This is a genomic window from Tardiphaga sp. P4_G1, from assembly GCF_056401215.1.
In genome coordinates, this window is sequence record NZ_JBFUJU010000015.1 from 53,030 (window position 1) to 78,537 (window position 25,508).

Annotated in this window: 21 protein-coding genes; 10 read left to right on the plus strand and 11 right to left on the minus strand. The window is 60.3% G+C overall.

Annotated features, from left to right (window positions below; genetic code table 11):
* Positions 1 to 19 precede the first annotated feature (19 nt).
* The 5 genes from AC1DUY_RS28465 to AC1DUY_RS28485 are packed head-to-tail and all read right to left on the minus strand — an operon-like array spanning position 20 to position 6,072.
* Positions 20 to 286, minus strand: coding sequence for an acyl carrier protein (locus tag AC1DUY_RS28465; RefSeq protein ID WP_478118685.1), 267 nt, complete (start codon positions 284 to 286; stop codon positions 20 to 22).
* 38 nt (positions 287 to 324) lie between these two features.
* Positions 325 to 1,893 carry a class I adenylate-forming enzyme family protein gene (locus AC1DUY_RS28470; RefSeq protein WP_478118687.1) on the minus strand — a complete coding sequence of 523 codons (1,569 nt, stop codon included), beginning with the start codon at positions 1,891 to 1,893 and terminating at the stop codon, positions 325 to 327.
* Complete coding sequence (gene asnB, locus AC1DUY_RS28475; protein WP_478118689.1) at positions 1,893 to 3,923, minus strand: asparagine synthase (glutamine-hydrolyzing); 2,031 nt, start codon at positions 3,921 to 3,923, stop codon at positions 1,893 to 1,895. The genes AC1DUY_RS28470 and asnB overlap by 1 nt, the downstream gene beginning before the upstream one ends.
* A 5-nt stretch (positions 3,924 to 3,928) precedes the next feature.
* Entirely contained in the window at positions 3,929 to 4,936 is a 1,008-nt protein-coding gene (nadE, locus tag AC1DUY_RS28480; RefSeq protein WP_478118691.1) for an NAD(+) synthase, read from the minus strand.
* A complete protein-coding gene (locus AC1DUY_RS28485; RefSeq protein WP_478118693.1) occupies positions 4,933 to 6,072 on the minus strand; it encodes a thioesterase domain-containing protein in 1,140 nt (379 codons plus the stop codon). Before AC1DUY_RS28485 ends, nadE begins: the two co-directional genes overlap by 4 nt.
* Before the next feature lie 1,225 nt (positions 6,073 to 7,297).
* Between AC1DUY_RS28485 and AC1DUY_RS28490 the strand changes: the two genes are divergently transcribed.
* From AC1DUY_RS28490 to AC1DUY_RS28500, 3 genes are all read left to right on the plus strand, one after another.
* Positions 7,298 to 8,989, plus strand: coding sequence for a methyl-accepting chemotaxis protein (locus AC1DUY_RS28490; protein WP_478118695.1), 1,692 nt, complete (start codon positions 7,298 to 7,300; stop codon positions 8,987 to 8,989).
* 303 nt (positions 8,990 to 9,292) lie between these two features.
* The gene (locus AC1DUY_RS28495; protein WP_478118697.1) at positions 9,293 to 10,174 is read left to right on the plus strand and encodes a CheR family methyltransferase; all 882 of its coding nucleotides are present in this window, start codon (positions 9,293 to 9,295) and stop codon (positions 10,172 to 10,174) included.
* Between the two features lie 8 nt (positions 10,175 to 10,182).
* Positions 10,183 to 10,509 carry a pilus assembly protein PilZ gene (locus AC1DUY_RS28500; protein WP_068730616.1) on the plus strand — a complete coding sequence of 109 codons (327 nt, stop codon included), beginning with the start codon at positions 10,183 to 10,185 and terminating at the stop codon, positions 10,507 to 10,509.
* Here the strand turns inward: AC1DUY_RS28500 and AC1DUY_RS28505 are convergent.
* Positions 10,485 to 10,682, minus strand: a complete 198-nt coding sequence (locus AC1DUY_RS28505; protein WP_158596832.1) for a response regulator — start codon at positions 10,680 to 10,682, stop codon at positions 10,485 to 10,487. The two genes, AC1DUY_RS28500 and AC1DUY_RS28505, sit on opposite strands and share 25 nt — an antisense overlap.
* Before the next feature lie 188 nt (positions 10,683 to 10,870).
* Here AC1DUY_RS28505 and AC1DUY_RS28510 point away from each other — a divergent pair, with 188 nt between their 5' ends.
* Entirely contained in the window at positions 10,871 to 11,596 is a 726-nt protein-coding gene (locus tag AC1DUY_RS28510; protein ID WP_441229343.1) for a spermine/spermidine synthase domain-containing protein, read from the plus strand.
* Between the two features lie 12 nt (positions 11,597 to 11,608).
* Here AC1DUY_RS28510 and AC1DUY_RS28515 read toward each other — a convergent pair whose 3' ends face one another.
* Positions 11,609 to 14,752: a multidrug efflux RND transporter permease subunit gene (locus AC1DUY_RS28515; RefSeq protein ID WP_231080913.1), complete on the minus strand. Its 3,144-nt coding sequence runs from the start codon at positions 14,750 to 14,752 to the stop codon at positions 11,609 to 11,611.
* 2 nt (positions 14,753 to 14,754) lie between these two features.
* Positions 14,755 to 15,921 carry an efflux RND transporter periplasmic adaptor subunit gene (locus AC1DUY_RS28520; RefSeq protein WP_478118700.1) on the minus strand — a complete coding sequence of 389 codons (1,167 nt, stop codon included), beginning with the start codon at positions 15,919 to 15,921 and terminating at the stop codon, positions 14,755 to 14,757.
* Positions 15,922 to 16,257: 336 nt separating this feature from the next.
* Here AC1DUY_RS28520 and AC1DUY_RS28525 point away from each other — a divergent pair, with 336 nt between their 5' ends.
* From AC1DUY_RS28525 to AC1DUY_RS28550, 6 genes are all read left to right on the plus strand, one after another.
* On the plus strand, positions 16,258 to 16,497 hold the full coding sequence (locus AC1DUY_RS28525) for a hypothetical protein (RefSeq protein WP_089267192.1): 240 nt from the start codon (positions 16,258 to 16,260) through the stop codon (positions 16,495 to 16,497).
* 176 nt (positions 16,498 to 16,673) lie between these two features.
* Positions 16,674 to 19,121, plus strand: coding sequence for a TonB-dependent receptor (locus tag AC1DUY_RS28530; protein ID WP_478118702.1), 2,448 nt, complete (start codon positions 16,674 to 16,676; stop codon positions 19,119 to 19,121).
* A 3-nt stretch (positions 19,122 to 19,124) separates the two neighbouring features.
* Positions 19,125 to 19,814 carry a Fe2+-dependent dioxygenase gene (locus AC1DUY_RS28535; RefSeq protein ID WP_093758881.1) on the plus strand — a complete coding sequence of 230 codons (690 nt, stop codon included), beginning with the start codon at positions 19,125 to 19,127 and terminating at the stop codon, positions 19,812 to 19,814.
* Between the two features lie 2 nt (positions 19,815 to 19,816).
* Complete coding sequence (exbB, locus tag AC1DUY_RS28540) at positions 19,817 to 20,746, plus strand: tonB-system energizer ExbB (RefSeq protein WP_478118705.1); 930 nt, start codon at positions 19,817 to 19,819, stop codon at positions 20,744 to 20,746.
* Between the two features lie 2 nt (positions 20,747 to 20,748).
* On the plus strand, positions 20,749 to 21,231 hold the full coding sequence (gene exbD, locus AC1DUY_RS28545) for a TonB system transport protein ExbD (RefSeq protein ID WP_093758879.1): 483 nt from the start codon (positions 20,749 to 20,751) through the stop codon (positions 21,229 to 21,231).
* Positions 21,232 to 21,246: 15 nt separating this feature from the next.
* Entirely contained in the window at positions 21,247 to 22,035 is a 789-nt protein-coding gene (locus tag AC1DUY_RS28550) for an energy transducer TonB family protein (protein ID WP_089267197.1), read from the plus strand.
* A 13-nt stretch (positions 22,036 to 22,048) separates the two neighbouring features.
* Here the strand turns inward: AC1DUY_RS28550 and AC1DUY_RS28555 are convergent, their stop codons facing one another.
* From AC1DUY_RS28555 to AC1DUY_RS28565, 3 genes are all read right to left on the minus strand, one after another.
* Positions 22,049 to 22,795 (minus strand): SDR family NAD(P)-dependent oxidoreductase, encoded by a 747-nt coding sequence (locus AC1DUY_RS28555; RefSeq protein WP_441229349.1) that lies wholly within the window; start codon positions 22,793 to 22,795, stop codon positions 22,049 to 22,051.
* Between the two features lie 16 nt (positions 22,796 to 22,811).
* Positions 22,812 to 23,546 (minus strand): SDR family oxidoreductase, encoded by a 735-nt coding sequence (locus tag AC1DUY_RS28560; protein ID WP_478118708.1) that lies wholly within the window; start codon positions 23,544 to 23,546, stop codon positions 22,812 to 22,814.
* 120 nt (positions 23,547 to 23,666) lie between these two features.
* Positions 23,667 to 25,505, minus strand: a complete 1,839-nt coding sequence (locus AC1DUY_RS28565; RefSeq protein WP_478118710.1) for an IlvD/Edd family dehydratase — start codon at positions 25,503 to 25,505, stop codon at positions 23,667 to 23,669.
* Between the last annotated feature and the right edge of the window lie 3 nt (positions 25,506 to 25,508).

A 25,508-nucleotide genomic window follows, 5' to 3' on the forward strand; every position in this document is an offset into this window, starting at 1 on the left:
TGGACGCTGCAGACAAACATCAGCTCTTCTTGCTCATGACGAAGCGTGAAATTCCCTCGATGGAATCCAGGTTCTCAGGCAAGAGCTCGCTATCTTCGACCGTGATGCCGAAGGTCTCCTCGATGAACCCGATGACCTCGAGCACTCCGGTCGAGTCGATGATGCCTTGATCGAGCAGCGATGTGTCGACCCCGAGCGAGTTGGCTTCAGCAATGTAGAAGTTCGACAGCAAGAAATCGCGAACTTGCCTTCGATAGGTCTCGAGTGGTTCCCTGACTAGCAACATGTTTCAACTCCAATGCGTAAAGAAAAGTCACGATCGGATCATTCGGAAATCGACTCCTGCAGTGCTCTCTTGTTGAGTTTTGCTGTATTCGTTCGCGGCAGGCTGGGCACGATCACAATACACTTCGGCACCATGAAGCTTTCGAGGCGTCGCTGGCACTCTTTCTGAATCTGCTTCTCGCTCAGTGTTAATCCCTGTTCGATAACGACAAACGCTTTAACCGCCTGCCCGAGGAGCTCGTCGGGAACGCCAATCACCGCGGCTTCCCTCACGCCCGGAATATCCATCAGCACGTTCTCCACTTCCTTGGGAGCGATCTTCTCGCCTCGGGACTTTATGATCTCGTCGCTGCGGCCAACGAAGTAGAGGTAGCCTTCCGCGTCCATCCTGCAGTAGTCACCGGTGTACAGAACCTGTTCGCCTGGCAGCGGACCGGCCTTGAGTTTCCTGGCCGTGGCCTCTGGCTTGCCCCAATAGCCTCGCATCACCGTCGCGCCGCGAATGACAAGCTGGCCGACTACGTCGGGGCCCACGCGTCTGTCGCGCTCGTCGACAATCCACATCTCGGTATTCGGGATGGCGATCCCAACGCTCAGCGGCTTTCGATCGATATCCTCCGGGGGCAGAAAGGTGCAGCGCTTGCATTCAGTGAGACCGTACATGGAATAAATGCGCGCTTCCGGGAATAGATCCTGCAGCAGACGAATGTGCTTCATCGGCAGCGCAGCTCCGGTGTTCGTGACATAGCGGATACTCGAGAGATCGTGCTCCTTGATCGACTTGAGCCCCGACAGCGTCGAGAAGATCGTCGGCACGCCGGGCAGGCCGGTTACTCGCTCCTCGGCGATAAGCCCGAGAATCTGTGCCGGAAAGGCGAACGACCGTTCGAGGACCAGCCGCGCGCCCGTGCGAAACGCCATGATCATTTGATACAGGCCGTAATCGAAGGCGAGCGGCAGGACGTTCAAAATGACTTCGTCTTCGCATAGCGCGAGATATGAGGCGATCGACGTGCACGCGGTCAGCATGTTCCGGTGCGTCAGCATCACGCCCTTGGGATCACCCGACGATCCGGAGGTATACACGATGGCCGCGAGATCGATATCGATGCAGCTCCGCGCGGGAGCTATGTCGTGGCTGGCGGCGCCTGCCTCGCTCCAGCGTACCGCATGGGGCAGCTCCGTCAGTTCGACATCTTCGACGGGCCCGGAAACGATCACTCGGCGCAATGACGGGCATGCCTGCGCGGGCTCCTTGAATATCGTGAGAAGATGTTTGTCGGTGATAAGCGCCGTCGGCTGGCAATCATTAAGCAAGTAGCCAAGCTTGTCGCGCTTGGTGAGCGGATTGACGATGCACACCACGGCATTTGCCTTCAGCACGGCCCAGAAACTGACAACGGTTTCGACAGTGTTGTCGGCGAAGATAATCACCCGATCGCCACGTTCGACTCCGCTCGCGACCAGATAATTCGCGATTGCGTTAGAGCGCGCCTCGAGCTCACCATAGCTGACGCGATGCTTGCCGCACACCAGCGCCACCTTTCCACCGAGATGACGGGCGGAGTGGATGAGGTAATCGTGCAGGAGCGGTACAGGACCATGCATCAGGAAAGGGCTCCCTCAACCCGGTGCTCGCGATCGATATCGACGGTCAGTTCCAGAGTGTGGCGCCCACCAGGACGGCTTGCGATGAATTGTTGGTGCAGGAGCTGGGTCGATAGCACGCCGACCATCGCCATATTGTCGGAGTTCGAGAGATCGCCGTTGCCGGTTGTGGCCTGTGTCCGGCACTTGCTCCGCAGGCGCGCGACCGCGTCAGGATCGAAGACGCTTGCTTCGCGAATAGCCGTTTCCGAAAGCGCGTCGTCAATATAGGCGGGCGTATCACGGCCAACGAAACAGAGAGCGTCGGGCGCGCGGAATGGCTGCTTCTTGCGGGCGATGATCTCCGACGGCACGATCGGCTCTGCGACGCGCTTCAGAACGTGCTTCTCGTCAAGGACGCGGAGCTTGTAGGCGGGCGGCAGCGAATTCGCCAGCGCGACCACATCCTCGTCAAGGAAAGGAAAGCGTCCTTCAACTGAATGAGCCATGAGCATTCGGTCGCCCTGAGAAGACAGGAGATATCCCGACAGCAGTGTCTGGATTTCAAGATATTCATCCTGCGCAAGGGAGCTCCATTGCGTGAATTCCGGAGGTAGACTGGCGATCAAATTGGAGACCGCATCGTGCTTTGCCGACTCCGCGCACATGTCGCTGGAGAACAGTCGTTTGATGCCGCTGGTCGTTCGCCAGCGGGTGTCATGCGCGAAGCCCGGCGCGGCGTGCTCCGACAGATTGCGCCCAAAAAACTGCCGGGCCATTGCCTGCTGCCGTACCGGCGAGCGTGTGAGATAAGGGTAGAGACGCTCAAGCAGCCGCGCGCGGCGTGTCGACGTGGGTTGCCGACCCCAGAAACGTCGGACCTTGCCTTCGCGAAAGAGATCGTAGCCGGCAAACATTTCGTCGGCGCCTTCGCCGGACAGCACCACCTTGACGCCGCAGGCGCGCACCAGGCGCGACAGCAGGAACAACGGCGCCGGCGCCGTTCTCAAGATCGGGCGCTCGGTGTGGTAGATGACCTGCGGAAAAATCTCGGCGATGTCACTGCGCGAAACCACCACTTCATGGTGCTCACTACCGGTGACACGGGCGACCAATCGCTGGAAGTCGGTCTCATCATATTCAGCGTCAGCGAAACGCAGTGAGAAAGTCTGAAAGCGTTCGCCGGCGAAGTGGCATCCCATCGCCGCAATAAGCGAACTGTCGAGCCCGCCGGACAAATAGCTGCCGACGCTTACGTCGGAGCGCACCATTCGAAGCGACGTCGCGGATTCCAACGCGCTGCGCACCTGCTTCACTGCATCGTCGAGTGAACCGGCAAACTGGCCGTCGCGCGAACTGGACAATTGGGGATATCGCGGCTTCCAGAACGCTTTCTCGCGAATGTTTCCGTTTTCATAAATGCGGAAATGTCCCGGGATGAGCTCCTTGATCCCTTGAAACACGCTCTGCGGCGGCACAACGGTCCAGAGAGTGAATGTCTGATCGATGCCGACTGGATCGAAGGTGCGGGGAATCGCTGCATCCGCCGCGAAGATGGCCTTCACTTCGCTGGCGAAATACAGTCGACCTTCGCGCTCGCAGAAATGCAAAGGGCAAATGCCGGTACGATCGCGCGCCAACACCAGACGACGGGCTACCGAGTCCCAGATCGCGAGCGCCCACTGTCCGGTCATCCGCTCGAACGCGTCCTCGCCCCAGGCCCGATAGGCGTTGACGATGACCTCCGTGTCGCTGCGGGTCCGGAACCTGTAACCAAGCCCGATCAGCTTCTCACGCAACTCAACGTAGTTGAATATCTCGCCGTTGAACACGATCCACGTCGTGCCGCTCGCGTCCGCGAGAGGCTGCTGACCGCTCGAAATGTCGATGATGGACAAGCGGGCATGTGCCAATCCTGCGCGTTCGTCCCGGTATAGTCCGCGCTCGTCCGGGCCGCGATGGGCCAGCGCGCCGAGCATGCGCATCAAGGCTTCGCGGGAGGGGGGCCCTGCGGCGGCGGTTACTGACACTATGCCCGCGACACCGCACATGCAGGTTAGTCCTCGAACACTTGAGTGACGAGCAGGGGTCGTGCGTGGAGGTAGCGCGTGACACGACGCTTGGCGTCAATATCCCTGAATACCAAATCGACCTGGGCTGCTGTCAGTCCGATAGCCTCTGCGACCTCGTCTGATGGAATCCCGTGATTCACAGCGTAAAGGCACAGATCCATCTGGTGATAAGGCAGCGCAAAATAGAACTCCTCCTGGCTCTGCGGCATCGAGAACGTATCCGTGGTCGGTGGCCTGCGCTGGATCTCCTCCTCGACCTCGAGATATTCCGCGAGCTGATAGACCTGTGTCTTGTAGAGATGTGCGATCGGCATCACGTCCGCAATTCCGTCGCCCTGCTTGACGAAAAAGCCCAAGTCGTGCTCGAGACGGTTCGGTGTGCCGGCGACCGCGTATCGGAGGCGGTCGGCGTGGTAGTACTCCGTCATCTTGCGGACACGCTGCTTGAAATTGGTCGCGGCGACGATCTGGAGATAGGCGTTTGACGAAAGACGAACGGTGCGGGTGCTGCCGTCGCGGCTCTGAACCGTGAGACGGGTGATATTCAATCCGTTGCTCGCGAAAACCGACGGTAGCACCAGCTTGCATTTCCAGCCGTCGTCATATTCGGGAACGACAGTCCGGATTGCCTCGATCTGCCGGCGATAGGCGCCGAGCCCCTCAAGGGCGGGCGATATGTCTTCCAACACAGTATCGATGCCAAGCTGCGCCGCCCAGCAGCGGCCGAGCCTCAGCGAATCGTCCGAAGAATGGTGCTCGGGCATGAAGATACCCAAGACCTTGTCGTTGCCGAATGCACGCACGCACAACGCCGCGACGACGGAGCTGTCGATGCCGCCGGAAAGACCAACGACAGCGCCGCGGCGCCCCAACACGCTCAAGACCTGTTGGCGTAGCGTCTGGACAATCCTCTCGACTTCGGCAGCGGGATCGAGCGCCAATACGTTGTTGCCAAACTCCCGCGCAGCCGGAATGTGCGCAGCAAGGGTCATGACAGCGCTTTCCGCTTGCAAAATTCGGCCGGCGTGTAGGTTTGCACGACCGCACTCTCGACCAAGGGGAGGTTGGTGGCGAGGTAGGGATCGACGACGAGCTCGATATGCGTGCCTGCGACGGGGATCACGTCCAGGCTTGCGAGTGAGCAATCCCAGCCGAGCGATTGCGGCGCTCCATCTCGGTTGCAGCGAAACAGTGTAGCTCCGATCGGCAAAGACGGCCTGGGCGACGCCAGCCATTGGTAGAAAGCTCGCGACCGCAACACCTCTTGCAGCTCAAGTCTAATTCGGAAGCAGGTGGCGTTGAACTTCCCTCGCGCATAGCGATGAAGCATCCAGGTAAGGGGGGCCTCGCCACCGATTGCTGCCGTAACCTTTGCGAGTGCTCGGCAGGCTATCCGCGAAATGTTCACACGATTGGCGCGGAGCCGCCGCAACGTTCGGGCGAGCGTCTCCCGGTAATCGCGGCCCTCGTTGATAATCGCTGTATCGAGAATCCCCAGGAACTTGATGGACCGCCGTGCTTCCAGCAGCCGCGCCGCAACTTCGAATGCCACCACACCACCAAGGGAATGGCCGAGAAGGCGAACATGTCCGACGGGTTGGCTCCGGCGGATTTGCTCCACCGCGGCATCTGCCATAGAGGCGACCGTGTTGTTTCCGGCGAGGATGCTCCCCAGGTCGGGGTATTTGATCGGGACGACCCGGGCGATCTTGCCGAGCCCCGTTGCAAAAGCAGCCATGCTCGGACCGTAACCGAGGGACCCTGGCAACAGGAACAGGATGGGACGCAGATCGGCTTGCACGCCCACGGCTTTGGCGGTTGCCTTGCCGGACACAATCGCCTTGACCATCTCCGCGGCTGTCATATCGAGCGCGAAGTGTGCGACCGAGAGCTCCAGCCCGGTGGCGCTCTCTATCTCCTGAATGCACCGCTGCAGCCTTGATAAATCGTCGGCTTCCTCCGAGCTTCCAGGCATCTTGGGGGTGTTGAAACTCGTGGACTGGGCATCCCGCACGATTTGATAGATCGTCGGCTCGCGTCCCTGCGCCCATGAGGGCAGCAGCCTCTGGTTGACGAACGGGTCGGCCGGTCGTTCCACCACTTCTGGTTGGAGATAAGTCCGAGCCATAGGTCACCTGCCGAGCCTAAAGCTTGTTATCGCCGGGCATGGAAATTTCGACATCCTGCGTTTGAAGGACGTCGCCGACAGATGGGACAACGGTGTGCCATTATGTCGCGGTGGCGCTGCCGCTGAGCTTCATTGATTTCCGCGATCATCTCGGGTCGGCACGGCGGGATTGCTGCTCATTCTCACGAGCACGCGATGATCGAGGCGGCTTGGTTCCGTGTTGCTGGAAAGTAGCAAGCCAGGCGCTGCGCTGAACACCAGCTCGATATGAATGCCCAGCGCTGTGATGACGACTGGTGCAGTATGTCGTCCGGAACATATTCAGAAAGGTGCTTGAGGGCCGCACCTTCACCAATGACCGGGCCCGCTCCAAGCTGAGGCGAAGGAACTCTTTGAAAGCTGCCAGGCGATCATCAGGAGCGCTGCAACGGAGTACCGCATAGTAAAAGTTGTGGAACGGAGTAAGACAACCGGACTTGAGTCGATGACTTCACTCCGCGGAGGTATCGATGTGAGAGCAACGAAACTACCAGCAGTCGATCTGTTGCTGTGCCGCCGTTGCGGGGGGGCACGCACTCTTATCAAGATTGTGGCACAGCCTAGAGCCAGTCTGCCCGGCGATCGGAGGACGTTCCGGTGTCCCAGCTGCATGTCGTCCCAGACCTACCAAATCAACCGGCACGGGGCGCAGCTACTATCTTCGGATTGAGATGCAATTGGGCGGCTATAATCTGACTGGAAAATATCCGGACCAGATTGCTCCTGATGCTCCAGCCGGCACGCTCAGTCGTGTTCGCACGCCGCGTCGTCCCCACGTCGAGCGACGGATAAACTTCAGGTCGTCGGTATGTCGGCGGCTGGAACCAAAAGTTGCGATTTTGATTCGCTACTTTGCCCAGGGGCACTACGTCGTCGCTAGCTTACGCCGACACGCGTCCACAAGTAGTGGAGTTGTGGCTGTCAACCTCAGATACTCGTTGCTAACTGGCTGATATTGCAGGCCATCGAAAAAGAGAGCTTCAGTTCACTTTTGTTCAGTCAGAATGTCGCACCTTTACCAACGGTTTACATAATACCTACAAATTGCAGGAACGGGACTTGATAACAAGAAAGTCATCAAACCCCGTGTTCGTCGCTCTGCCAATTGCACCTCTGCTGACTGCTTCATTTCCACGACACCCCGCACATTGCGGACCAACGGTCGAAAACCGAGGGACCCTTCGTCATGCTCGCCAGCCTGTCTATTCGCGCCAAGATCACCATTGTTCTTTCATTTTTGCTGCTTGCGATGACGGGTCTGGGCCTGGTCGCGGTTCGCAAGATGCAGGCGATCAACGCCAATGCGGTGGATATCCAGACCAGCTGGCTGCCAAGCGTGCGTTTCCTCGGCGATCTGCGCTCCGGCGTCATCACCTATCGCAACGTGATCCGTCAGCACATGCTGTCCGAGACGTTGGAGGAGAAGCTGGCCAATGAGAAAACGCTTGAGACAGTGGTAGCGAGCAACACCGCTATCCGCGCGAAGTATGAGAAGCTGATCACCTCGCCGGAAGAGCGCGCGCTCTACGAGGAATGGAGCAAGCTCTGGGACAGCTACAAGAAGGGCACGCTCGATGTGATGGATCTGTCGCGCAAGAGCGCCGGCAAGATGCCGCAGGAAGCCAATGCGCTGAACACGAAAACTGTGAATCCGATCGGCCTGAAAGCTGACGAAGTCCTGAACAAGGACATCGAGCTCAATCTCAGGGGCTCCGACACTGCCGGTGCAGACGCCCTGGCCAATTACGACGCAGCCTTCATGATGGTTGTCGCGATCCTCGTCGTGTCGGCGTTGCTCGGCATCGGCATTGGCATCTATCTCGTGCGGGACGTCTCCAGCGGCATCGCATCGATCGTCAAGCCGATGCAGGCGTTGGGCCAGGGCGATCTGACCGCCGTCGTGCCGCATCAGGGCATGAAGACCGAGATCGGCACGATGGGAGACGCGCTGCAGATCTTCAAGCAGGCGCTGATCGACAAGCGTGCGGCGGACGAAGCAGCAGCAGCCGATGCGGAAGCCAAGATCGAGCGCGGTCGCCGCGTCGATAGCATCACCCGCGAATTCGAAACGATGATCGGCGAGATCGTCGAGACGGTGTCGTCGGCTTCGACCGAACTCGAAGCCTCTGCCAGCACGCTAACCGCGACTGCCGAACGTTCGCAGGAGCTGACAACGACCGTGGCAGCCGCTTCAGAGGAAGCCTCGACCAATGTGCAGTCGGTTGCTTCGGCGACCGAGGAGATGGCCTCGTCAGTGAACGAAATCAGCCGTCAGGTGCAGGAATCGGCCAGCATCGCCAATCAGGCCGTCGATCAGGCCCGCCTCACCAACGATCGCGTCAGCGCGCTTGCCAGTGCGGCCGCTCGCATCGGTGACGTCGTCGAGCTGATCAACAACATCGCCGGCCAGACCAATCTTCTGGCGCTCAACGCAACTATCGAAGCCGCGCGTGCCGGCGAGGCCGGTCGTGGCTTCGCGGTGGTGGCATCGGAAGTGAAGGCGCTGGCCGAGCAGACGGCGAAAGCCACCGGTGAGATCTCGACGCAGATCTCCGGCATCCAGGCGGCGACGCAGGAATCGGTTGGTGCCATCAAGGAGATCGGGGACACCATCGGCCGGATGTCCGAGATCGCTTCGACGATCGCCTCGGCGGTGGAAGAGCAGGGCGCTGCGACCCAGGAAATCTCCCGCAACGTCCAGCAGGCAGCGCAGGGTACCATGCAAGTCTCGTCGAACATCGCCGACGTGCAGCGTGGTGCCAGCGAGACCGGCTCGGCATCCTCGCAGGTGCTCTCCGCGGCGCAGTCGCTGTCCTCGGACAGCACGCGTCTGAAGGTCGAGGTCAGCAAGTTCCTGAACGCCGTACGCGCAGCCTGACGCAACAAGATAGCGAGACATTGAAGCCGGCGCGAAAGCGCCGGCTTTTTTCATTGTCAATTGACGCCGCTTCCACCCATTCGCTTGGTGCGCTGTTCTGTTTGCGCAGGTTATGGGCTACCGCGTGCAACGTTATGTGGTCGCGCTTCTCAACTTTGTGCCCGGCGCTGCGCAACGTCCTGCGGCGTCTTGGCGATCTCTTAGTCATTTGCTGCAATCGTGTAGTACGCGCTTTTTGCACGCAGCGGCATACCGTCGTCGCTGCAAGTTATTTGGACCGGCGTTGCGTCTTAGAAAGAGACCATGACCCCTATCGATTATGAGTATTTGCAGAAGATTCTGAAAGATCGTTCCGGATTGGTGCTATCGGCCGACAAGAAGTACCTGCTCGAAAGCAGATTGATGCCGCTGGCGCGCAAGGCCGGTGTCGCCGGGATCAGCGAACTCGTTCAGAAGATGAAAGCCGGTTCCGAGCCGATGATCTCGGATGTGGTCGAAGCCATGACCACCAACGAGACCTTCTTCTTTCGCGACAAGACACCGTTCGAGCATTTTCAGAACACGGTCATTCCCGACCTGATCAAGGCGCGCGCTGGCAAGCGTAGCCTGCGGATCTGGTGCGCCGCCGGCTCGACCGGGCAGGAGCCATATTCGCTCGCCATGATCATGAAGGAACTCGGCGCCGCGCTGACGGGGTGGCGCGTCGAGATCGTGGCCACGGATCTCTCGCCCGAAGTGCTCGAAAAATCACGCACTGGCGTCTACACCCAGTTCGAGGTGCAGCGCGGCCTGCCGATCCAGTTGCTGGTGAAACACTTCAAGCAGACCGGCACGACGTGGCAGCTCAATGCTGACATCCGCGCGATGGTTCAGTTCAAGCAGTTCAACCTGCTGCAGGACTACGCGCATCTCGGCAAGTTCGACGTCATCTTCTGCCGCAACGTGCTGATCTATTTCGATCAGGCGACCAAGACCGAGATCTTCGGCAGGCTTGCCAAAGCCAGCGAAACTGACGGCTATCTGTTCCTGGGCGCAGCCGAGACCGTGGTCGGTCTCACCGACCGCTATCGGGTTTGCTCCAATCGTCGCGGTCTCTATCTGCCGGTGAGTGCGCAAGCGTCGCCATCGATCGTGCCCGACATGGGTGCCGGACTGAAGACGTCTCCCGCCAGTATGCGGGCGTAGGAGCGGTCATGGCAGAAGAAGTTGCAACCAACGGGCGCGTCATTTTCGGGCGTGGCTACAATGTCTGGATTATGGCCATCGACGGCACATGGCGGCGCAGTTGTGTGTTGAAGGCTGTGTCGAGTCATGATGCTGAGTTGATACTCGAGACCTCCATCGAGGGCCTCAATCTGAAAGAGTTCTTCCTGCTGCTGTCATCGACCGGACTCGCCTATCGCCGCTGCGAACTGGTCAAGGTGAACGGTGCACAGATCGATATTCGCTTCCTGAACACCAAAGGTAGCAAGAAGAAATCGCCGGCGAAGAGCGATCACGGCGATATGGCTGACGCCTGATCATGCGGCATCAAGATATCGATGATCATCACATCGAAGCTTGTATCTTCCAACACGAATAGACCGATCTCGCCACCATCGGCCGAGACGGTTTCGAAGCCCTCGCGTTCCAGTGTCAGCCTAATGGACATGGACACGAGTGGGTCGTCGTCGACGACCAGAATGCGTTTCATGGCGGCGCCCCCGCGCGCTGGAGTGAGCCTGCAGTCACTCTCCACGCAACACGCAACCATGACGCGACGAATCGCCGACGACGCCAAGTGTTTAGTCATTTCGCCGGAGGTGTCTGTCCAGATTTGCACACTTGGGGCATTTCGTTGTTGCCGCATCGCACGTGCCATGTACATGGTCGGATATGAGCATGATGTTCGAAGAACTGGATTATCGCCCGACGCCGATGGGTGTCCTGACCCTGCGACGTCGGCGGAAGCCGGGCACGGACATCGATATCTTTGAGATCAAGCTCGGCGACGAATTTCTGATGTCGAGCGCATTCACGGCTGCCGAGATCGCGCTGGCGGATATTGGCTTGGCATCACCAATCGGCAGCGGGCTGGATGTCGTCGTTGGGGGTCTCGGTCTGGGCTACACTGCGCAGGCAGTTCTCGCGCATGAGAAGGTCGGTTCGCTGGTCGTCATTGATGCACTGCCCGAAGTGATCGAATGGCATCAGGCCGGCCTGATCCCGATCGGCCGCGAATTGTCGGCGGACGGGCGCTGCCGTCTCGTCCATGGCGATTTCTTCAAGATGGCGACCTCGACGGGTGGTCATCTCGATCCCGACGAACCCGGTCGTCGCTTCGATGCGATACTGGTCGATATCGACCATGCGCCGGACAACCTGCTGCATCCGAGCCATGCCGTGCTCTATACGGCGGCCGGGCTGCAGCGTCTGTCGGAGCATCTCAAGCCCGGCGGCGTGTTTGCGCTGTGGTCGAACGACCCACCAGAAGCTGCATTCACGGCCGTGATGGAGAGTGTCTTTGGCGCCGTCACCGCGCATGTCGTGGCCTTCGACAATCTGAACGCAGACGAGGAAGTGTCCAACACCGTCTATGTCGGCACCAGGATCGAAGAAGCTGTATAGCGCGCCGTTGCGCTATTCGGCGGCCTGTTTCGCCAGCATCTGCTTGTCCGACCGGTTATCGTCGTCGCGCTTCGATCGTCCCCAGCTCGACATGATATTGGAAAGCTTGTCGAGATAGACATAGACCACTGGTGTCGTGAACAGCGTCAGCGCCTGGCTGACGATGAGGCCGCCGACCATCGCGTAGCCGAGTGGCTGGCGGATTTCCGAACCGGTGCCGGTGCCGAGCATCAACGGCACGCCGCCAAGCAGCGCCGCCATGGTCGTCATCATGATCGGGCGGAAACGCAGGATAGCGGCCTTGCGGATGGCTTCTTCCGGTTCAAGATGTTCGTCGCGCTCGGCAGCAATTGCGAAGTCCACCAGCATGATGCCGTTCTTCTTGACGATGCCGATCAACAGCACGATGCCGATCAGCGCGATCAGACTGAAATCGAAACCGAACGCCATCAGAATCGCCAGCGCACCGACGCCCGCCGAGGGCAGGGTGGACAGGATTGTCAGGGGGTGGATGTAGCTCTCATAGAGAATGCCGAGGATCAGATAGACCACAACCAGTGCTGCGAGGATCAGCAGTGGCACCGTCGATAGCGATTGCTGGAACGCCTGCGCCGTGCCCTGGAAGGTGCCGCGCAAGGTCGAAGGCGCGCCGATATCCTGCATGGCAGCCTGTACGGCATCGGTCGCCTGTCCGAGGGCAACGCCCTGCGCCAGATTGAAGCTGATGGTGATCGCCGGGAATTGGCCCTGATGGCTGATCGAAAGCGGCCGCACCGGCACCGTCGTCCATTTCGCAAAGGCCGACAGTGGCACCATGTCGCTTGTCGTCGGCGACTTGATATAGATCTTGTCGAGTGAGTCGAGCTTGCCCTGCATCTCGGGCAATATCTCGAGAATGACGTGATAGCTGTTCAACTGCGTGAAATACTGGGCGACCTGACGCTGGCCGAACGCGTCATACAGCGTGTCGTCGATCAGTTGCGGCTGGATGCCGTAGCGCGAAGCGTTGTCGCGATCGATGGTCAGCGTCAGCGTCGTGCCCTTGGTCTGCTGGTCGGTGGCGACGTCGCGTAGACCCGGCAGCGTCTGCATCTTGGCCAGAATCTTCGGCGCCCACTCGTTCAGTTCGGCCAGATTGGCGTCCTGCAGTGTGTATTCGAACTGGGTTCGGGTGGCGCGGCCACCGAGCCGGATATCCTGCGCCGCCTGCATGAACAGGCGTGCACCCTGAACCTTCTCCAGCTTCGGTCGCAGCCGTGTGATGATCTGTTGCGCATTGGCGGAACGTTCATCCCGCGGTTTCAAGGTAATGAACATGCGCCCGGTATTGAGCGCGCCGCCGCTGCCGCCAATCGACATGGCGACGCTGGCGACGTCGGGATCGGCCTGCACGATCTTGCCGAGTTCTTCCTGGTGGATCTTCATGTCGGCGAAGGAAATATCCTGCGACGCTTCGGAGGAAGCGGTGATCAGGCCGGTGTCCTGCTGCGGGAAGAAGCCCTTCGGGATAATCATGAACAGATAGACCGACAGGACGAGCGTGGCGAAGAACACCATCAGCGTCGTCAGGCGCCAGCGCAGCACGAGGTCGAGGCCGCGCTCATAGGCGCGCAGCAGAGCGTCAAAGGCGTTCTCGCTGAGCTGATAGAGCCGGCCATGCTTGGCGTGTTTCTCTTCGCGCAGGAAGCGCGACGCCATCATGGGCGTCAGCGTCAGCGACACCACCAGCGAGACGAAGATTGTCATGGTCAATGTGACTGCGAATTCGCGGAACAGGCGGCCGATAATGCCACCCATCAGCAGCAGCGGGATCAGCACCGCGACCAGCGAGACTGATATCGAGACGATGGTGAAGCCGATTTCACCAGCGCCTTTCAGCGCGGCAGCCATCGGTGTTTCGCCTTCCTCGATATATCTAGTGATGTTCTCCAGCATCACGATGGCGTCGTCGACCACGAAACCGACCGAGATGGTCAGCGCCATCAGCGACAGGTTGTCGAGCGTATAGCCGAACACCCACATCAGCGCGCAGGCGCCGAGCAATGCGAGCGGTACGGTCACGCTGGGAATGACGGTGGCCCAGACGCTGCGCAGGAAGACGAAGATCACCATTACGACGAGGGCGATGGTCAGCAGCAGGGTGAACTGGACATCCTGCACGGCGGCGCGGATGGTCTGCGTGCGATCGCTGAGGACCTCGATCTTCACGGTCGGCGGGATCGCGGCCACCAGACGCGGCAGCTCGGCCTTGATCTTGTCGACAGTGTCGATGACGTTGGCGCCGGGCTGCTTGAAGATCACCAGAAACACGCCGCGCTTGCCATTAGCCCAAGCCGCCTGCTTGGCGTCTTCCGGGCCTGTCACCGCCGTGCCGATATCCCTGACCCGCAGCGGACCACCATTGCGATAGGCGATGATGACGTCGTTCCAGTCTTTCGACTCCGGCAACTGGTCGTTGGCGTAGATCGTGTAACTGCGGGTCGCGCCGTCGATATTGCCTTTCGGGCTGTCGACAGTGGTGATCGCGATCTGGCTGCGGATGTCTTCGAGCTGCAGCCCCTTGGCCACCAGCTTGGCAGGATCAATCTGGATGCGGATCGCCGGCTTTTGCTGGCCGCCGATCGTAACCTGGGCGACACCGGAGATCTGGCTGATCTGCTGCGCCAGTTGCGCATCGACACTGTCGCTGACCGTCGTAATGGGCAGCGTGTCCGATGTCGCCGACAGCAGCATGATCGGCGAGTCGGCCGGGTTGACCTTGCGATAGGTGGGCGGACTCGGAAGCGTCTTCGGCAATTGTCCGCCAGCGGCATTGATCGCAGCTTGCACGTCATTGGCAGCGCCGTCGATCGAGCGGTTGAGATCGAACTGGATCGTGACTGCCGATGTGCCGAGCGAACTCGTGGAGGTCATCTGCGCTACGCCGGGGATCTGCGCGAGCTGTCGCTCCAGCGGCTGCGCCACCGAGGATGCCATGGTCTCGGGACTGGCGCCGGGCAGAGTGGCGGCTACCTGGATGGTCGGGAAGTCGACCTGCGGCAAAGGCGCGACGGGAAGCTGGGGATAGGAGACCAGGCCGACGAACAGGATGCCGGCCATCAGCAATGATGTTGCGATCGGATAGCGAATGAACGGTGCTGAAATTCCTCCGTTCATGGCTATTCGCCTTTCGCCGGAGTGGCTGCGGATGTTGCGACTGACGTCGCTACCAGCGCGCCCGGCTGCACTTTATATTGCCCGGCGACGATAACGCGCTCGCCGGCGCTCAGCCCGTCCTCGACCACCGTGCGGCCATCGATGGAACGGCCGACCTTGATTTTCTTCAGCTCGGCTTTGTTGTCGGCCCCGACCGCAAAGGCATAGAGCCCGTCCGCCCCATGTTGAACGGCATCGTCGGGAATGACGGTCGCATCCTTCAGGGTGGTCACCAGCAGCCGCGTCGAGACTGAGAGGCCGGGCCACAGCACGTGGTCCTTGTTATCGAACACCGCCTTCAGCCTGATCGTGCCGCTGGTCGTATCCACCTGATTGTTGATGACCGCGAGCGTTCCTTCCGAGAGCGTCCGCTTTCCGTCGGTGGTCAGCGCGATCACCTTGAGCGGATGTTCCGCGAGCGACTGGCTGATGTCGATGAGGTTCTGTTCAGGCGCGGTGAAGATTACGGCGATCGGCTCGATCTGCGCGATAGTGACGATGCCGGTCTGGGTCGCAGCATTGACGATGTTGCCTTGGTCGACCTGACGAAAGCCGACGCGGCCGGAGATCGGAGCCTTGATCGTGGTGTAAGCGAGTTGGGTCTGTGCATTCGAGATCGCGGCATCGTCGGCAGCGATCTGCGCGCTCAACTGCTGCACGGTGGAGCGTTGTGTGTCTGTCTGTTGCCGTGTCGCGAATTCGCCGAGTTTGGTGAAGCGCTGCAAATCCAGATTGGCATTGGCGAGATTGGCTTCGTCCTGCGCCTTCTTGGCCTTGGCCTGATCGAGCGCTGCCTGGAACGGGCGCGGATCGATCTGTGCGAGCAGGTCACCCTCCTTGACGATCTGCCCTTCGGTGAAAGCGATCGTGTCGATCTGACCATCGACGCGGGTCCGCACGACGACAGTATTAAAACCCTGCACGGTGCCTAAACCGCCGAGATAAACGGGGAAATCAGCTTTTTCGACAGATGCGATTTTCACCGGGACGGGGGCAGGGCCGCGCGGTTTGTCGGCATTCGCCTGCTGTGCTCCGGTAGCTCCGTAATGCTGCCATGCGATAGTTCCGCCGGCCGCAAGCAGCGTCAGAGCGATCAGTCCAGTCCATCGAAAACGGATAAGCGTTGTCATGGTGATCTCATCAATCTCTTGGCAGCCACTGACGCAGACATGAGCGTCCAATGCGCGCCCGCGTGGGCGGCTCCTGATCAGCTAGGTGTCGACTCAAATGCTGTAAACACACGACCGCTTGAACGCGTGCTTCATTGCCAAATCTTCATGTTCACTATGATTTACGCGTGATTTCTCGCATCGTTCCAACAGGACACTGCGCCTCGTTTTATGCGGCGTCTTGGACAATCCACCGGCGCAGTGAGAAGCGCCTGGTGTTGTAACTGCGCGTCGTATCCGTCATAGGCTCGTCGAAGCCGACATAGCGGCTTGCACGTGTAATCTCCGGAGCGGCACATGGACGAGTTGAATGGGCGGATGATCGCCTGTCAGATTTTAATTACCGGATTGATCGCGCGGGTCGCCAATGACTCGCCGGATCCGCTGCGCTTCCTGACCGACTATCGGGACGAGATCAAAGCCGTCGTGCGTGGCATCAACATCGCCGGCATGGAGAATACGGATCGGGTAAGGCAATCGGCGCTGCAGACCGTCGACGAGATGTTCTCGCTGATGAAGCCGCCGAGCAGCGAATAGGGCGACCGTCTCATATTACCTCTAGGTAGCTGCCGCGACCAATCTAGACATATTCAAACATAAGAACCCCGCATTCTCGCCCAATTGCGTTGACCACCCGTTCTCCCGCCGACTACGTCCATGGGACAAATTATCGCACTTGATGCGTCCTGGTGTCGCAGTTTTGGGGGAATTCGATGGGTACGGCGAAAATGCCGCGGTCTTTGCGTGCTGTTTCTGAGGTTCGTGTCGGCGAGGGCGCCGATCCCCATTCTGGCCGAAAAGTAACGGCGGTTGCGGGCCTTATCGCGGTTGCGTCGTTCAGCGGTGCCGAAGCGCAGCAATCTACCCTTCCGCCGGTCACGGTGGATGCCCCGGTTGCCCGGCCCCGGCCGGCGGCGTCGAAGCCAAGTCCGGACCAGATTCGCGCGCGCACCGCGCTCCGCCGCGCCGCCCGCCGGGCTCAACCGGTGCCAGTCGCGCCCGTACCGTTTCCGAATGCCGGCGGACTAGCCGCCGATCCTTATGCCGATCCCTCCGCGCCCTATAAAGGCGATCGGCTTGCGGGCGGCAAATTCACCGAGAAGCTGCTGGATACGCCGCGCACCGTCACGGTACTCACCCGGGAAGTTCTCGAGGACAAGAACGCGACATCGCTGCGCGATGCCGTTCGTTCGACAGCCGGCGTGACGCTTGGAACCGGTGAGGGCGGCAACGCTTTCGGCGATCGCTTCTTCATCCGCGGCTTCGATGCCCGCAATGACGTGTTCGTCGACGGTATCCGCGACCCGGCCGTCAGCATTCGTGAAAACTTCTTCACCGAACAGGTCGAGATCCTGCGCGGTCCGGCATCGTCCTTCGCCGGACGCGGCACTGCCGGCGGTGCGATCAACATCGTCACCAAACAGGCAGGCGACAAGAACTTCACCAATATCGATACCGCCTTCGGTACCGATGCCACCAAGCGCGTCACCATCGACGCCAATCAGGTGCTGAGCCCGACGGTGTCGGTGCGCGCCGGCGGCCTGTTTCAGGACGCCGATGTTGCTGGCCGCAACACCACGACTGACGATCGCTGGGGAGGCTTCGCGGCCATCAAGTGGACGCCGGTCGACGCCGTAAAGGTCACGGCCAACTACATTCACACAGACCTCAATTCGATCCCGGATTTCGGTATTCCATGGGACCGCGCGGCCAACAAGCCATCAACGGAAACCGGCATCGCGAACCGCAACAACTACTATGGCTTCGCCAATCGCGACTTCCAGCATGCCCGTCAGGATATCGGCTCGCTGAACACCGAAGTCGCACTGACGCCCGACGTCACTTTCTCGAACAAGATGCGGCTGGAACGCTCGACTCTGGCCTATGTCGGCACCTTGCCGGAAGCGCCCCGCGTCGGCATTCCCGGCTACGTCTCCGACGCTGCCGGCGGCTTCGGCCTGGTGCAGCTCAACGCCGTCAGCCGCTATCAGACCACGGACACGATCGCCAACCAGTCGGACTTCAAGTTCAAGTTCGACACCGGCCCGATCAGGCACACGACAATCGTCGGCGCCGAAATCTCGCGTGAGAAGGTCGATATCGACACTTTTACGGGCCTGACGACGGAGTCGCTGCCGGGCGGCAGCACCAGCATCGGCTCGGTGATCGTTCCGATCAATAATCCCAATCTGACCTATTCGGCCTTTGCGCAGCCCACGCGCGCCAACAATCCAACGGTGATCAAGGTCGACACCAACGCGGGCTACGCCATCAACACCGCGAACTACAACGACATCGTCTATCTGAACACCGGCATCCGCTACGACGATTACAGCGTCAGCGCGGGCAAGCCGTTTGCGACCACCACCACGTTCCCGCAGAAGGCCGATAGCGGCAATGTAAACTGGAATGTCGGCCTGACGTTGAAGCCGCTGCCCTATGGCAGTGTCTATGCGGCCTATGCCACGTCGACCAATCCGGTCGGCGCCGAACTGGATGGCACCGACGCACGCTATGGCGGCTTCAATCTTACGGGCGCCTATAATCAGGTGTTCGCGCCAGAGAAGAACAAGTCGGCGGAAGTCGGCACCAAGTGGGAACTGTTCGATCGCCATCTGTTGCTGACAGGCGCCCTGTTCGAGACCACCAAGAGCAATGCCCGTGAGCAGCTGACCGTTGCCGGTGCCACGCAGGTCGTGGCTGGCGCATCATACAGAATCCGCGGCATCGATCTCGGTGTCGCCGGCAAGATCACTGATCGCTGGAGCGTATTCGGCGGTCTGGTTCTGATGGAATCCAAGGTGTTGAACTCGGCAACGCCAGCTTTCATCGGGCGCGATCTCGCCAATATCGCGCATCAGTCGTTCAACCTGATGACCAAGTACAAGTTCGACTATGGCTGGGAGCTGGGCGGGCAGGCGACCTATCAGTCGCAGCGCACCGGTGGCATTCTGTACACGACCACCACGACGGTCCTGCCGGAATTCTGGCGCTTCGACATGTTCGTCGAGAAGAAGATCGACCAGAACATCACGCTCAAGCTGTTCGTCAACAACCTCACCAACAAGCTCTACTATGACGGTTTCTACAACAGCGCTGCACCGTTCGTGCTGGTGGCGCCCGGCCGGTCGGGAACACTTGTTCTCAGTGGGAAGTTCTAGGGGATGCTGATCTGCATCCCTGATGTCTTGAGCAAAAGTGATGTGGCGGAGTTCCGCCGCATCATGGATGCGGCCGGTTGGGAGGACGGTCGCTCGACGGCCGGTGCGCAATCGGCTCTGGTCAAGAGGAACGAGCAACTGCCGCCGGACAGCGACGTGGCCCGCGCGCTCGGCAATCGCATTATCTCGGCACTGACGTCGAATCCGCGGTTCTTATCCGCAGCAATTCCGCTGCATATCTTCCCGCCGCTGTTCAATCGTTACGTCTCGTCGGATGGACATCACTTCGGCGTGCATGTCGACAATGCAGTACGTGGCGATCATCTCACCGGCATGCGTATCCGCACTGACCTGTCAGTGACATTGTTTCTCTCAGAACCCGAAGAATATGAGGGCGGTGAGCTTGTTATTGAAGACAATTACGGCTCACACGAGGTGAAGCTGCCGGCCGGTCATCTCGTACTTTATCCTGCTTCCAGTTTGCACCTTGTAACGCCTCTAAGGGCAGGTATGCGCGTAGCGTCTTTTTTCTGGCTACAGAGCATGATACGTGATGCTCATGCGCGCAGCATGATCTTCGATCTCGACAGCGCGATTCAGAGCCTAGTTGAACGTCTCGGAAGGGACGACCCAGAAACGGTCAAATTGACGGGCATCTATCATAATCTCATCCGCTACTGGGCCGAGGTATAAGCTTGTTTAGAACTGTTCTTAAGTCGCTGGCTGTGCTGGCAGTACTCGCGTTTGCTTCGCCAATCATTGCGCAGCAGGCTGCAAAGCCCGTGGCGCCAGTGGTTACTCAGGCAGCCCCTGCTGCGGCACCGGCCCCGGTAACTGCTCAGCCAAGCAGCCCAGCAGCGAGTCCGGCCGCTTCGACAGCTCTTGCTAGCCCGGTGGTGGAGGCCGCGCCCAGGCCGATGGTCGCTACCGGTGAGCACGATCTGTCGCCCTGGAAAATGTTCATGGGTGCCGACATCATCGTCAAGGCGGTGATGGTGGGTCTGGCTTTCGCATCGGTCGTCACCTGGACGGTCGGCATCTTCAAGATGATGGAACTGACCTGGGCCATGCGTCGCCTGAAGGCTGCGCTCCGCAAGATCGGTGAATCGCGTTCGCTGTCCGAGGCGCAGATGGCGCTCGGTGAGCGCGGCACGATCCTGTCGCGATTTTTGGCAGCGGCGATGCGGGAAGGGAGGATGTCCGCCGGCATTTCGAGCGATGAAGGCATCAAGGAGCGCGCCGCCTCGAGCTTTGGCGAAATCGTTCGCGCTGAAGGCCGCAAGGTGCGCACTGGTATGGGTATCCTCGCGACCATTGGCGCAACGTCGCCGTTCGTCGGACTGTTCGGCACCGTGTGGGGCATCATGAACAGCTTCATCGGCATCTCGAAGTCGCAGACCACGAATCTCGCCGTGGTGGCGCCCGGCATCGCCGAAGCGCTGCTGGCGACCGCCATCGGCCTCGTCGCGGCGATCCCGGCGGTCATCATCTACAATCACTTCTCGCGGGTGACGAAGGCCTACATGGAAATCGTCGGTCGTGCGCAGGGCGCCGCCGGTCGTCTGCTGTCACGCGATCTTGATCGCGCGCATTCGAGTTCACACGCACGCGCAGCGGCTGAATAATCATGGGTATGTCGCTTTCCGAAGGTGCAGACGACGATGATGATTTCGGTGAAAATCACGAAATCAACGTCACACCCTTCATCGACGTCATTCTGGTTCTGCTGATCATCTTCATGGTGGCTGCGCCGCTGTCGACGGTGGACCTGCCGATCAATCTGCCGAGCTCGACGGTGACGCCGCAGAAGAAGCCGGACAAGCCGACCTATGTGAGCATCAAGCCGGACCTCGCGGTCGCGATCGGCGAGAACATGGTCAAGCGTGTCGATCTGGTGCGTCAGCTCGATGCGATGGGCGACGGCAACAAGGATCGTCCGATCTTCCTGCGCGTCGATCGCGCGGTGCCCTATGGCGAATTCTTCGATGTGATGGAACGGCTGCGTGCCGGCGGCTATCAAAAGACCAAGCTTGTTGCACTGGAAGGTGTTCCGGATGCCGCTGCGGCATCGCCGGCACCGATCGCTGCACCTGACGCGCCGAAGCCCTGACGTTACGGAAGCGCTATGTCCGAGCTCGATAGAAAGTCGTCCTGGCGACTGTGGCTGATCGCGGCGCTTGTCGCCGTGCTGCTGCATGTCGGCGGCATCGCTGCGGCTGTGTTCGAGATGCAGCAGGAAGAGGATGACGACGGCCTCGGCGCCAATGCCATCGAAGTCGGGATGGAAATGGTGTCGCCCGACGTCGAGCCGACCGATCTTCCGCAGGGCCCGGATTCGGAGGCCTCGACCGCATCTCCGGCCGTTCAGGAGCAGAAGGCTGTCGAGAAGCAGAGCGATCTCCCCAAGGAGACGCCGCACGAGAGCGAAGAACCCGATCAGGTCGTGACCGAGAGCAAGGCGACCAAGCCGGAAGAAGAGACACCCGAAAAGGCGCAAAAGCAGCAGCAGGCGTCGCAGGAATCCGTCGCGTCGGAAGCCGCCGCACAGCAGAAGCTCGATGATTCCAAGGCTGGCGAGAAAGCACAAGCGCAGCAGGGCGGCATCGGCACCGACAAGAAGCGCCTGTCGACAATCTGGTCCAAGCAGCTCAGCGCCTATCTCGAAAAGAACAAGCGCTATCCGCAGGAGCGCCAGCAGAAGACGGCCGAAGTGACGGTGAATTTCGAGATCGACCGCGTCGGCAAGGTCCTGGCTGTGCGGGTGGTGAAGGGCTCTGGCGACGCCGCATTCGACGAGGCCGCGGTTGCCATGGTCCGCCGCTCAGACCCGCTGCCGGCGCCGCCGCCGTTGATCGCCGACGACGGCCTGAGCTTCACCGTGCCCGTGATCTTCCGCGTCAAGGGCAAGGGCTGACGAGAAGGGCGACTTAGTAGGTCGCCCGTCCGCCCGAAATATCAAACACCGCGCCGGTCGAGAAGGCGCAGTCTTCCGAGGCCAGCCAGGCAGCCATTGCGGCCAGTTCCTGCACCAGCACGAAACGTCCTTTCGGAATCTTCGACAGCATGAAGTTGATGTGCTGTTCCGTCATCTGGTCGAAAATCGCCGTCTTCGCGGCAGCAGGCGTGATGGCGTTGACATTGATCTCGTGGCCGGCGAGTTCCTTGCCGAGCGACTTGGTCAGCGCGATCAGGCCGGCCTTCGACGCCGAATAGTGCGAGGCATTCGGATTGCCTTCCTTGCCGGCGATCGAGGCGATGTTGACGATGCGGCCGTAATTCTGTTTCAGCATCACGGGGACGATAGCCTTACAGCACAGGAACGGGCCGTCGAGATTGATGCGCATCACCTTGCGCCAATCGTCGTAATCGATCTCCCACACCGGCTTGTTGAATCCAGTGATGCCGGCATTGTTGACCAGGATATCGATCTTGCCGAACTCTTGAAGCGTCGCATCACGAGCTTCATCAATTGAAGCGACGTCGGTGACGTCGACTTTGAGGGCAATCACTTCGTCGCCGATTTCGCTCGCCGTTCTTACGGCCAGGTCAATATCCTGATCCCAGATCGCCACTTTGGCGCCGGAAGCGACGAAACGTTCGGTGATGGCGCGGCCAAAGCCCTGGGCGCCGCCCGTGACCACGGCGCAGCGGCCGTTCAAATCGATCTTGTTCATGATGCGATGTCCTCGGTTACAGCGTCCAGCCGCCGTCGATGATGTGTGCGACGCCGGTGGTGAAGGCGCTCTCGTCGCTGGCGAGATAGACGGCGAGGGACGCGATTTCCTCGGCGGTCCCGAGGCGGCCCATCGGCTGCCGGCTCACGAACAGCTCGCGGCCATTCGGGCCTGCGGCCGCGGCGCGGTCGAGCATCGACGGCGTTTCGATCGTGCCGGGGCAGATCGCGTTGCAGCGAATGCCTTTGGTGATGTAGTCGACAGCCACGGCACGGGTGAGGGCGGCGACGGCGGCTTTGGTTGCGCCATAGACATAGCGGTTCGGCGCTGCCTTGAAGACACCGGCGGCGGAGGAAATGTTGACGATCGCACCATTGCCGCGCGCGAGCATGCCGGGCAGGAACGCACGGATGGTCCGGTGCATCGATTTGACGTTCAGGTCGAACGAGAAATCCCAGTCGGAATCGGAGCATTCCAGTGCTGCGCCGTGATGCACGAAGCCGGCGGCGTTGAGCAGGATGTCGATATCGCCGACCTTCTTCGCCATCGCTTCGACGGCAGCCGTGTCGCGCACGTCGAGTCGCGCTGTCTCTGCCACGCCGTCCTTGGTCAGCAGGGCGACGCCCTTGTCGTCTATATCGGTGGCGAACACCGTCGCACCTTCGCGTGCAAAGGCCAGTGCACAGGCGCGGCCGATACCGACGGCGCCCGCGGTGACGAAGGCGCGTTTGCCTTTCAAGCGGTCAGACATGTGAGATCTCCCTGAGACGTTTTTGTTTTGGGCGTCATACGCGGGCTTGACCCGCGTATCCATCTTGCTGCGAAGGAAGTTGGATTGCCGGGTCAAGCCCGGCAATGACACCGTTGGCTGCTAGTGATTATGCCGCGCCGTCCCGACCGTACCGGCGATATCGCGATAGCGCGTTGCCAGCTCAAGGCAGGCGCCGGTGGCCTGCTGGCCGACGGTGTTGCGGTAGAGTTCTTGCCACGGCGTCTGGTTGGCCGGATACTTGAAGCCGCCATTGGCCATCAGTTCGGTGCGACGTCGCTTCAGCTCCTCGTCGGAGATCAGGATATTCGCCGAGCCCTTGTTGAGATCGATGCGCACCTTGTCGCCCGTCTGCAGGATTGCGAGGCCGCCATTGGCTGCCGCTTCAGGCGTCGCGTTGAGGATCGACGGCGAGCCCGACGTGCCCGACTGCCGGCCATCGCCGATACAGGGCAGGGATAGAATGCCGCGTTTGATCAGCGCTGCCGGCGGCTGCATGTTCACGACTTCCGCGCCGCCGGGATAGCCGATCGGCCCGGTGCCGCGCACGAACAGGATGCAATGCTCATCGATATTGAGCGCGGCATCGTCGATGCGATCATGGTAATCCTCCGGCCCCTCGAACACGATGGCGCGACCTTCAAATGCGTTCGGATCCTTCGGATTGATCAGATAGCGATCGCGGAATTCCTTGGAGATTACCGAGGTCTTCATGATCGCGGAATCAAACAGATTGCCGCGCAGGACGAGGAAGCCAGCATCAGCCACCAGCGGCTTGTCATAGGACCAGATGACGTCGTTGTCCGGCTTGGGCGAGGCGGCGCAATTTTCCCCCATGGTCTTGCCGTTCACCGTGATCACATCCTCATGGATGCGCTTGTGCTTCATCAGCTCGCGCACCACTGAGGGGACACCGCCGGCGCGGTGATATTCCTCGCCGAGATAGAAGCCGGCCGGCTGCATGTTGACCAGCAGCGGTACGTCATGGCCGAATTTCTGCCAGTCGTCGATATCGAGTTCGACGCCGATATGGCGCGCCAGCGCGTTGATATGGATGGGGGCGTTGGTCGAGCCACCAATGGCGGAGTTGACCACGATGCAGTTCTCGAACGCCTTGCGCGTCAGGATGTCGGACGGCTTGAGGTCCTCCCACACCATGTCGACGATACGGCTGCCCGTCTCATAGGCAATCTGGCCGCGCTCGCGATAGGGAGCGGGGATGGCAGCGCAGCCGGGCAGTGACATGCCCAAAGCTTCGGCAAGCGAGTTCATCGTCGACGCGGTGCCCATGGTGTTGCAATGGCCGACTGACGGTGCGGACGATGCCACCAGCGTCATGAATTCTTCGTAGCCGATCTCGCCGGCGGCCAGCCGCTCACGCGATTTCCACACCACGGTGCCGGAGCCGGTGCGTTGGCCTTCGTGCCAGCCGTTCAACATCGGACCGCCGGACAACACGATTGCGGGGAGATTGACTGTCGCTGCTGCCATCAAACAGGCCGGCGTGGTTTTGTCGCAGCCGGTTGTTAGCACGACGCCATCGAGCGGATAGCCGAACAGGATTTCCACAAGGCCGAGATAAGCAAGGTTGCGATCAAGCGCCGCAGTCGGCCGCTTACCGGTCTCCTGAATCGGATGCACCGGGAATTCCATCACCAGACCACCGGCAGCGGTAATGCCTTCGCGCACGCGCTTGGCGAGTTCGAGATGATGGCGATTGCAGGGCGACAGGTCGTTGCCGGTCTGCGCAATGCCGATGATCGGCTTGCCGGACTGCAATTCGTGACGCGTCAGACCGTAGTTCAGATAGCGCTCAAGATAGAGTGCGGTCATTCCGGGATTGTGGGGATCGTTGAACCATTCGCTCGAACGAAGTTTGCGCTTGGTTGCCTTTACAGGCGAGGTCCCCGCAGTCGGCGTGGACGAAGTCGACTTGGTCATCAT